Origin of the sequence: Breznakibacter xylanolyticus (assembly GCF_003254275.1) — a bacterium.
In the GTDB taxonomy this organism is placed as follows: domain Bacteria; phylum Bacteroidota; class Bacteroidia; order Bacteroidales; family Marinilabiliaceae; genus Breznakibacter; species Breznakibacter xylanolyticus.
Genome location: NZ_QKZK01000023.1, coordinates 45101 through 55824, shown reverse-complemented (window position 1 = coordinate 55824; position 10724 = coordinate 45101). Strand labels below are relative to the sequence as shown.

Annotated in this window: 5 protein-coding genes; 4 read left to right on the top strand and 1 reads right to left on the bottom strand. The window is 51.2% G+C overall.

What is annotated here, in order from left to right:
- Positions 1–276 precede the first annotated feature (276 nt).
- Positions 277–675 (bottom strand): hypothetical protein, encoded by a 399-nt coding sequence (locus LX69_RS17545; protein ID WP_146260732.1) that lies wholly within the window; start codon positions 673–675, stop codon positions 277–279.
- A 133-nt stretch (positions 676–808) separates the two neighbouring features.
- Here LX69_RS17545 and LX69_RS12645 point away from each other — a divergent pair, with 133 nt between their 5' ends.
- From LX69_RS12645 to LX69_RS12630, 4 genes are all read left to right on the top strand, one after another.
- On the top strand, positions 809–2749 hold the full coding sequence (locus LX69_RS12645) for a KUP/HAK/KT family potassium transporter (protein WP_111446420.1): 1941 nt from the start codon (positions 809–811) through the stop codon (positions 2747–2749).
- Positions 2750–3099: 350 nt separating this feature from the next.
- Entirely contained in the window at positions 3100–8967 is a 5868-nt protein-coding gene (locus LX69_RS12640; RefSeq protein ID WP_170124383.1) for an alpha-2-macroglobulin family protein, read from the top strand.
- A 295-nt stretch (positions 8968–9262) separates the two neighbouring features.
- Positions 9263–10234, top strand: coding sequence for a tetratricopeptide repeat protein (locus LX69_RS12635; RefSeq protein ID WP_111446418.1), 972 nt, complete (start codon positions 9263–9265; stop codon positions 10232–10234).
- A 269-nt stretch (positions 10235–10503) separates the two neighbouring features.
- Complete coding sequence (locus tag LX69_RS12630) at positions 10504–10701, top strand: hypothetical protein (RefSeq protein WP_111446417.1); 198 nt, start codon at positions 10504–10506, stop codon at positions 10699–10701.
- Positions 10702–10724 lie beyond the last annotated feature (23 nt).

The following is a 10724-nucleotide window of genomic DNA, read 5'->3' as shown; positions in this document are numbered from 1 at the left end:
GCCACCCTTGCCATCCTAACGAAAATATCCTATGGGGCAGGTGTTAATCCTCTCAAAGGAAAAAAAATGACAGACACAGTTTGATGAACACTACCGGGTGACCCTCCAAATTGCCGTTCCGAACCCCAATTTTCCCTGTTTGAACGGCAATGATCCCCTTCCGAACTCGCACATTCCCGCTTTGAACGGCAATGTTTCCCTTCCGAAGGGCAATGATTCCCTTCCGAAGGGCAATTTTTTGCCGGTTGGAGGAGTAATTTGCCGTTCCGAAGGCCATCATTTTTCTTCGCAACGGCAAATTGCTGTTCGGAAGTCCTGTTCATTTCCCTTGGGAAGGGAAATGTTCCTGTTCCGAAGGGAAATGTGCTCGCTTGGAACGGAAATTTGGGGGTTCCGAACGGCAATTTTCCCCTTCGGAAGGGAAAATTGCTGTCCGGGAACGGAAACTTGGTCGGTCGGAACGGAAATATTGTCGTTACTGACGGCACATTGCTCGTTTTGAAGGGCATCATCCATCCTCAAAACGGAATGGGAGGGGCTTTGGAGGTTTGTTTGGATGTGCTGATCCCATTCAATGTCGTTCGTAAAGAGAAGAAGACGATAGATCATGAAACGGATGATGAGATGGGGAAAGGGGTTGAGATTGGTTGTATATATCTCTTTAGTCTGATCCATCTGCTTGAAATCTAATTATCTTCATATCTAACACCAACGAAATTCATTGAAGAATTTTTTTTGGCCCATGGTGACATTCTATTGTGAAAACATATACTTTAGCGGCCTCATTTTTAGTCGTTTTTATTGAGCCATGGGACATCAGGGGAAGTTATCGAGGTTGAGTTTGGTGGGGGTGATTGTGTCGTTGGGCATTATTTATGGCGACATTGGCACGTCGCCCCTGTATGTGATGAAGGCCGTGCTACTGGCCACCCAAACGGTGGACGAATCGTTTATATTGGGTGCGTTGTCGTGCATCATCTGGACCCTCACGCTGCAAACCACCATTAAATATATCATCATCACCCTCAAAGCCGATAACCGGGGCGAGGGGGGCATCTTTTCGCTCTTTGCCCTGTTGAGGCGCAAACGGCGACGGTTGTTTTTCGTGGCCATCATCGGGGGGAGTGCCCTGCTGGCCGACGGGGTCATCACGCCATCCATCACGGTGATGTCGGCCATCGAGGCGCTCAATATTCTTGATCCGCGTATCCCGGTCATTCCGGTGGTGATAGCCATTTTGGCCGTGCTCTTTTTTGTGCAGCAGTTTGGCACTTCGGCCATCGGCAAGTCGTTTGGCCCCATCATGTTTGGATGGTTTACCATGTTGGCCGTGTTGGGGGTGGTGAACTTGCTGGCTTTTCCGTCGGTGCTCAAGGCCTTCAATCCTTATTATGCATGGAATGTATTGGTGAGCCATCCCGGCGGTTTTATTCTGCTGGGGGCTGTGTTTTTGTGCACCACCGGAGCTGAAGCATTATATACCGATTTGGGTCACTGCGGCATTCGCAACATTCGCGTGAGCTGGACGTTTGTCAAAACCGCTCTGGTGCTCAACTACCTGGGGCAGGGCGCCTGGGTGCTCTCGCATTTGGATTCGCTGGGCAATGCCAATCCCTTTTTTGCCATGATGCCGCATTGGTTCCTGCCCATGGGCATCGCCATGGCCACGGCGGCGGCCATCATTGCCAGTCAGGCGCTCATTAGTGGCTCCTTCACGCTCATCAGCGAGGCCATGTCGCTCAATTTTTGGCCCAAAATACGTTTGAAATACCCATCTACGGCCAAGGGGCAGATGTATGTCCCGGCCATCAATTGGATGCTGTTTGTGTCGTGCTGCGTGGTGGTACTGTTGTTTCAGCATTCGGCCAACATGGAGGCGGCCTACGGGCTTTCCATCACCATCACCATGCTCATGACCACGGTGCTGATGATTTCGTACCTGGCTTTGCGGCGCGTGAAGGTGGTGTGGATTGTGCTTTTTTCGATGGTGTTTTTTGCCATCGAAGGCGTCTTTTTCGTGTCCAATGCCACCAAATTTATGCACGGCGGATGGTTCACGGTGTTGATGGCCTCGGGGCTGTCGTTCATCATGTTTATGATGTATGGCGGACGTCGGGTGCGCAACCGATTCATCACCTTCGATAAAATTGACCCTTACCTGCCCGTGCTGTGCGACCTCAGTGGCGACGAGTCGGTGCCCAAATATGCCGGCAACCTGGTGTACACCACCCATGCCGACAATCGTACCGACATTGAGTCGAAGGCCATTTATTCCATCATCAGTCGTCAGCCCAAGCGTGCCGATATGTATTGGTTTTTGCACGTCGATATTCTCGACAATCCCTCCACGCTTCAGTACAAAGTCACCCCTTTGGTGGAGGGCAAGGTGATGCGCATCGACTTTTACCTGGGCTTTAAGGTGCAGCCTCGCATCAACGAGTACTTTAAGCAGGTGCTGACCCACCTGGCCGACGAGGGACGCTTCGATAACATCAGCCGCCATCCATCGTTGCGAAAGCATGGCATCCTTAACGATTTCCGTTTTGTGCAAATCGATCGTCAAACCATCCGTCACGTCGATTTGCCCTTTTGGGACAAGCTCTCGCTCAATATGTACTTTTGGTTGCGCCGCCTGGGCATCACTGACATGAACGCCTACGAACTCGATTCGAGCCTGGTGACCATCGAGCGCATCCCGCTCACCATTCCCTGTCGCTCCAAAATTCCAACCATCGAAATGGTGAGGTGACTTTGCAGATTGACGGCACATGGGGCGGTGGTATGATCGATCAAGTTGTTGACGTGTGGTTGCGGACGATGCATCGCTCAGGACGCAGAACTCATGCAGAAGTTGAGCGAGAAGTAAAGTCGTCTGCACTCATTTGTAACAGCAGGTGCAGTTATCTTGTGTCTTGAGACTCATATCTTGATACTTTTTTTAACTTGCTTATCCTCTTCGAAGTCTCCTCGTGGGAGCCGTTTGGAGGGGCTTTTTTATTTTCAGCCTTGCGCATCCTTTGCATGGCTGTCTGCGTCATGCTTTTCATATTCTGATATACTTTCACGATGAAACATCTTTTTCTCCTCACTTTTATTTGGATGATGACCCTCGGGATCGATGCTCAAAAAGGTCGTGCCTACGATTATCCCTCCCAATGGGCTAAGGTCGATACTTTTGAAAAGGAAAACCTGCCCCGTTCGGCCGACAGCCTGGTGTTGCTCATTCACCAAAGGGCGCTCACTGAGCAAAACACCCCTCAGGCCGTCCGTTCGTTGGTTCGTCACCATCATTTCTTCAGGCAGTTCTCCGAAAACGGCCTGCCCGATGTGTACGACGACATCGTGAAGCGCATCCCTTCGGCTCGCGAGCCTTATGCGCAACTGCTGAACGCCATGGCCGCCCGCTGCATCATGGCCTATTATCAACAGGAGCGTTACCGCATTCTCAACCGTCAAACCGACCAGCCGCAGAACGACATTCGCCTGATGAACCGCACCCAATTGGCTGCTCTGATGGCTGCGCACTTCGACCGATCGTTGCATAATTCCCTCCGCCTGCAAATGCTGCCAGCGAGCGACTATGCCGATATGTTGACGCCTTCCGAAAAGCCGGCTCATTTGCGCTCGTCACTCTACGATGTGCTGGTGTGGCAGGCCATCGAAGCGTTTCTCACCGAAGATTTCTCCATCGACCGCTTTGAACCCGATTTTGCCCTGGATGATCCCCTTTTGTTTTCCGATGCCCATTCGTTTGTGGCCTATCGTCCTGCTGTGGCCGACACTTCCGGCTATTCCTACCGGGCTTTTCGTCTCTTGCAGGAAGTGACCCGCTTTCGTCTGTCGGGTGAGAAAAACCCGGAGGCGCTTTACGCCTGTGAAATTGACCGTTTGTTGTTGATGCACCGATATTATAATGGTGTGGATGGTGACGTTCTTTTTGAAAATGGGCTGAAGCTCATTCATGTGAAGGCTGCCAAGTATCCCGTGTCGGCGTTGGCGGCTTTTCATCAGGCTGCTTTGTGGAAAAACCAGGCTGTGACTGACGATGATAAACTGTTGCAAGCCGTTACTTTGTGTCGTAAAACCGTCAAGGCATGGCCCAAAAGTGAGGGCGGTATGCTGTGTCGCGATTTGCTCAATGCCATCACCCATCCCCGGATTTCCTTGCTGACCGAGTCGGTTTATCTGCCTTACCGACAAGCACTCCTCGTGGGTGACGTGAGCAATGTGTCGCGCTGCTTTCTTTCGGTGTTCCAGTGGCCTGAGCAGGTCATGCCCGAAGAACATCGGGTTTCTGATGATTCGATTCCGGCTCGTTTGGCTCAGTGTGTTCGCGTGCATCATCAGGCCTTTGATGTGCCGGGTAAGGCCAATCATCACTCGCGCACCCTGTCGCTGCCCATGCCGGCACTCAAGCCCGGCCGTTATATGGTGGTGTTGGCCGATGGTGCGGTGGATGCCGATTTTAAGGGCGTGCTTGCTTGCCAGCTGGTGCAGGTGAGTTCGGCTGCCGTGTTTCACCAGCCGGGACATGAAGGCTTGCGTGTGTCGGTGCTCAATCGCGGCTCCGGGATGCCCGTGGTCAATGCCCGGGTGCAGGTGTGGAGCCGTCGCAATCCTTACAACTATTACGAACGGTGGGTGAAATATGATCCGGTTCGCACCGATGCGAATGGGAGTGTTCTTGTAAAGGATGTCTCTGAGAATAGTATGTTTATCGTGAGCGCACAAACTCCTGAGGGAACCATTTGGAGTGGCAACGGATGGCAATCGCGCCTGAATCCGCAGGATCGAGAGCCGGAGAAGCTTGTTTTAACCCTTTTTACCGATCGTAAAATATATCGTCCCGGCCAGCAAGTGCATTACAAAGCCATCTTGATGCAGACCGATGGCAAGGAGGCTTCGGCGCGTTCCAATCAGAAGGTGACCATTACCCTTCGCGATGCCAATGGCAATGAGGCAGGGCAACAGCAGCTCGTGACCAACGATTTTGGCAGTTGTTCGGGTTCTTTTCAGCTTCCGCAAACGGGTCTTACAGGCGGTTGGAGTATGGTGTCGCAGTTTGGCTCTGCCCATTTCTCGGTTGAGGAATACAAACGTCACAAATTTGAAGTCGAATTGCGTCCCATCGAGGGGGCTTATGCGTTGGGCGACACCCTCACTCTGCGTGGAGCGGCCGTGTCGTTCAGTGGTGTGAGCATTGCCGGGGCTTCGGGGCGTTTCAAGGTGACCAAGGCCTTGCCGTATCGTCCTTATCGCTCGCACATCATCCCAATACAGTCCGATGAACAGGTGGCTGCGGGTTCGTTTGTGGTCGATGCCAACGGTGATTTCTCATTTAAGGTGATCACCCGTGGTGAGACATCGTTGGCCGATGAGTCGTTTCACTATACCGTGAGCGTAGATGTGACCGATGTGAACGGCGAAACACAAAGCGCAGAACGTGGCTTCACCGTGGGCGTTCGCAACGTTAACGTGCTGGTGTCGATGACTCCTGAATGGGTGGCCGGCCGTGATTCGGTGGTTCTCGACTTTAGTACGCTCAATTTCGATGGTCAACCCGTACCCGCGCAGGGGCAGTTCCGTTTGGTTCGCTCCGTGCCCGATGAACGGATTAAACCAAGTCTTTACTGGAGTATGCCGCAGTGGCAGTTGGCACCCGACTCGGTGGTTAACCAGTATGTCGATCAGGCTGCTCGGCTTCGACAGCACGAAGAGGTGGTGTTGCAGGGGGCATTTAATACCGCCACTGCTGCTCAGGTGGTGTTGCCGGCTTCTCAACTGCCTGCAGCCGGATCTTATCGACTCGAAGCGGTGCTGAGTCATGATTCCGATACCGTTTCTGCTGAAGGCCGAGCCATTGTTGTGCTCGATGGCGCCATGCCTTTTGCCGAGCCGCTTCATTTGAAGTTGCTCCCGGCTGCTTCGCCCGATACGGTGTGGGTGGTGGTGGGTAGCGACTATGTCGATGTTCCCGTATGGATTGAAGTTTGGTTGAGCGACAAGTCGGTGAAGCGTAAGATGGTGCACCTCGACCGATCGCAGAGGGCAATTCCTTTGCCGGTGTCAGCGTCGCGGCCTTTGGTGTTGTCAGCCAAGGCTTATTTGTGCCGCCACAATCGCTTTCATCAGGTGGCTTCTCAGTTGAACCTTCCCAAAACGGATGATCAGATCAAAATTCACGTGGAGACCCTGCGCGATAAAACCTCGCCGGGAGCCACGGAGATTGTGCGGGTGCGCATTGAAGGCGCTGATGCCGACCGCCGTGCTGCCGAAGTGCTGGCCGGGATGTACGATGCTTCTCTGGATGTGTGGGCTCCCAACCATTGGGGAATGGGGCTCTTTTATGCGCACTTTCCCCGTGTGCCGTATCTCAATGTGAATGGGTTTGACGATGCTCGTGGTTCTACAATCGATAAACGGTTGTTGTTTGCCAATGCTCGCTTGTTGGAGTACGCCCGATTCGAATGGGATAAGCTGTTTAATGCTCGACATGGTGGTGTCAGGATTCGCGGGTTGCAAAGTGCTCGTTACTTTGGAGAAGTTGAAGACGAGGCTGATGCTGCTGTTTTTATGATGGTGGCCGATGATGCAAGTGTAAATAATGAAGTTGTAACGGTATCGTTTCAGCAGAAGTCAGCAGCCGGTGCACCACCTTCCCCCGATGTATCCCAGGTGGCCGTTCGCCGCAATCTCAACGAAACAGCATTCTTCTATCCGCATCTCTCCACCGATTCGTTGGGCAATGTAGCTTTTACTTATACCGTTCCCGAAAGTCTTACCAAATGGCATTTGATGATGCTGGCTCATAATAAAGAAGGACAGAGCGGATCGCTCTCGGCTTGGGTGACCACTGCCAAAACACTGATGGTGACGCCCGAGGTGCCTCGGTTTGTACGCGAAAAGGATCAGTTGTGGCTCAATGCCAAAATCAACAATCAGTCCGCTCAGCCTGTTGATGCCCAAGTGTTGATTGAGGTGTTCGATGGCATCACGCAAAAGCCTCTGACCATTGTCTCGGGTAAGGTGCAGCAATCCGTTCGGGTCGATACCATGGGTGTTGCCTCGGTGCAGTGGCCGGTGACCATCCCCGAAGGCATCGAGTTGCTCACGCTTCGTGTGAAAGCCATGGCCGGCAATCTCTCCGATGGCGAAGAGCATCTGTTACCCGTGTTGCCCAGCCGCGTGCTGGTGCGTGAGGCAATGCCTTTTGCCATTTACAAAACGGGCAACCACCGTTTTCAGCTCGAGAACTTGGTGAAGGCGCCTGCTTCGGTGCGCCATCACCAACTGACGTTTTCGTACACTCAAAATGCTGCCTGGGAAGTGTTGAAGGCGCTGCCTTATCTCATGGAATATCCTTACGAGTGCAGCGAGCAGGTGTTTAGTCGCCTGTTTGGATATGGCATGGGACAAACCATTGTGGCCAATCATTTGTCCATTGCCAATGCCCTGAAGGTGTGGGCGCAACAGCCCGACCGGCTTCGCTCGCCCCTGCGTGACAACGAACAGCTCAAGTCGCTTGTGAGCGAGGAAACGCCCTGGCAAAAAGCCGGTGAGAACGAAACGGCCAATCGGCAGCGCCTGCTGTTGCTGCTCGACGACAATGCCACGTCGCAAATGATTGATCAGGCCGTGCAAAAGCTGCAACGAATGCAGTTGCATGATGGCGGATGGGGGTGGTTTCCCGGCATGGTTGCCGATGCTTACATCACCCGTCACATTCTCATTGGCTTTGGGCAGATGAAAAAAGCCGGCTCTGCTGTGTGCCAGCGTCCCGACGTGGAGGAGATGATGCGCGGAGGATTGGCTTTCCTGCAGGGAGAAGCCCAACGTCGTTACGACCTGCTCATCAAGGACACGCTCAAAACAGCCTTGGCGCACGATGATGTGCATTTGTTGTATGCCCTTAGTTTTTACGACAACGCCTTTTCTTCCCCGGCCGCCACAGCTTTGTTGCAACGACTGGCCGAGGGTGGTTCATCCGGAAATGCCATTGTGCAGTCCATGACGGCGCTGGTGTTGAGTCGCAATGGGTTGGATGTTGCACTGCTCATGCGGTCGTTGCGTGAGCATGCCATTGTTGATGGCAACGGCCTGGTGAGCTATCGCACCTCCGACAGATGGCACTGGACTGGCAATCCCATCGAATCGCTGGCTCTGACTCTGGAGGCATTCAACGAAATTGCCCCCACCGACCCGTTGATTGCCGGTATGCAAAACAAGCTGGTATCGCTCAAGCGGGTACAGGCCTGGCCGACGACCCGTTCCACCACCATGGCTGTGTGCGGCATGATGTCGGCATCATCGCGTCTCTTTGCGCCCCTCGAACGTTTTGATGAGGTGACGGTGGGCAAGCAGCGTCTGGATGTGCTGCCAGATGTTCAAACGGAGGTGTTGAGCGGAACTGTATCGGCTACCTGGCACAGAGGTGAAATCACCCCTGCCATGGGGCGTGTGGTCATTCAAAAAACGGGCGATACGCCATCGCAGGGAGCGTTGCACTGGAGTTACTGGTCGCCGGCTTCGGAGGTTAAAGGCACTTCGGGGGTGTTGCGCGTGGCCCGTCACCTTTTTGTTGAATCGCTTACCCCCGGAGGCACCCGATTGTTGCCTGTTGATGAAGCCGGGTTGAAGGTGGGCGATCGCCTGGTGGTTCGTTTGGAGGTCGATGCCGATCAGGCCTTCGATTATGTTCATCTCAAAGATATGCGTTCATCTCTCCTTGAACCCGAAGCGGTTTTGTCACAGTATCGTTGGGTGAACGGGTTGAGTTGCTATCAAACCGTGCGCGATGCGTCAGTGAACTTCTTCATTCATCATCTGCCCAAGGGGCGACATGTGTTGGAATATACGCTGGTGGTGAGAGGGAAAGGCAAAACCTCCAACGGCTTTGCTGTGCTTGAGTGCATGTATGCGCCCGAATTCCGAGGCCAGTCCCATGGGGCGCTTATCGAGACCAAATAATATGTTGATTGATGAATCGGCGCCTTTGATGGGGCATTTATGACGAAAGTGCGGTAAATGATTAATTTTGTACCGGTCGCTTTAATGATTTGCAATGGTTTTTGAGTGAACACAGGGACATGAAGGCACAGTTTTTTGGTCTGAACGAACTCTGTGCTTTTGTTTTATTCGATTAAACTCAGTGTCTTTCTTGGCATAGCCAAGTGACTATGTCGATGAGAGAATCTGTGTTTGATTGTGTTCTGTGTTTGTTGTGAGTGCAATGTTTTGATTTCAATATATTTAAAGTAAAGATATGCGTTTAGTGGGAGTGTTTATTTTGATGTTTTGTTTTGCGATGTCGATACTCTCGCAAACGCCCATGGTGAACCGTTTGATGAATGAAGGGAAGCAGCAACAGGAAAGAAACGATTTTAAAGCTGCTGTGGAGACTTATGAGAAAGTGCTCTCTTTGGAGCCCAAAAAAGAAGAGGCTCGCTTTGAGCTGGCCTATTCGTGGTACAAATTAGGAAACAATGAAAATGCCCTTAAGTATGGTCGAACCGTGATGCACGAAGAAGGGGAGTTTTGGTTAGAGGCTTTGATTTTGTGTGGCTCTGCCTATGATAACATGGGGGAAAGTCGTCGTGCCATTTCGCTTTACAATCGAGGTATTCGCAAACGTCCCAATCATCCGTTGTTGCATTACAATATGGCGTTGAGTCAGTTCAATCTTGGCAAGCTGGGCGAGGCTGAGCAGCATGCCCGTTTGTCCCTGTCACTCGATATGGGTCACCCGTCGGGGCATTTGTTGTTGTCGAACATCATGCTTCAAAAAAACGAACGCGTGAAAAGTATGATGTCGCTTTATTATTACTTGCTGATGGAACAGGATGCCGACCGGAGTATTAAAGCCTGGGATATGCTCAATGCCATTTGGGATTATGTCCTGAAGCAGTCGGGGCGCAGTGCCTCATCTGATTATTATCAGGCCTTTGAGGCAGATCTCGTTAAGCAGGCTAAGTCCGAAAGTCGTAAATTCGATGGAATCGATCAGTTTGTAAGCAGAACCGGTTATTTCCTCGAATATATGCCTCAGTTGGTCGATAATAATGACTTTTGGCAGCAGCATTATGTGGTGTTTTTTAAGCAAATGGCTGTGTATGGATTTTCTGAACCTTTTGCTTATTACGTGAGCGGGTGCAAGTACAAGCCTCAAGCTTTGAGCTGGATGTCGGCAAATAATCAGCTTTTTGAGCAGTTTATCGGATGGATGAATCAGCAGTAATGATGGATGACAGAGGAGACTAATGAAATTGATTTGAAACGTCTTTATTCGGTTCATTATTTCGATCATCGACTTACGTCATCTTATTTTAATAAATCGAGAGAGTAAAATTTTTCTTGCGTTTTGAAAAACTGTTATTTAGTTTCTTCATAGTTGTCATTGACCCCCGCAAAACGCTCTTTTGGTCAAAAAGCGTGAATCTTTACTGGTATTTTCCCGTAATAAGTGGTTAATTCAAGGTGTAAACAGAACCAAAAATCAGAAACAACATGGAAAAAATTAAAACCAAACATTTTCAGTACACAGGAACCGACGATTACGATACATCACTGGACGAGCAAATCAATATTTTTGTGCAAGATGAAAAAATATCGCCCGACCATCTCATTGATGTGAAATATTCCGGTCACTCCTCATTGGGCGTAAATACCTATTCAGCCCTGTTGGTTTACATCAGCAACGAATAATTCATTAGTATTTATTGCTGATG

Bases quoted from the DNA above. Each gene is read 5' to 3' on its own strand.
- LX69_RS12640 (WP_170124383.1), top strand. From the start codon at position 3,100: ATGATGACCCTCGGGATCGATGCTCAAAAAGGTCGTGCCTACGATTAT.
- LX69_RS12635 (WP_111446418.1), top strand. From the start codon at position 9,263: ATGCGTTTAGTGGGAGTGTTTATTTTGATGTTTTGTTTTGCGATGTCG.
- LX69_RS12645 (WP_111446420.1), top strand. From the start codon at position 809: ATGGGACATCAGGGGAAGTTATCGAGGTTGAGTTTGGTGGGGGTGATT.
- LX69_RS12630 (WP_111446417.1), top strand. From the start codon at position 10,504: ATGGAAAAAATTAAAACCAAACATTTTCAGTACACAGGAACCGACGAT.
- LX69_RS17545 (WP_146260732.1), bottom strand. From the start codon at position 675: ATGGATCAGACTAAAGAGATATATACAACCAATCTCAACCCCTTTCCC.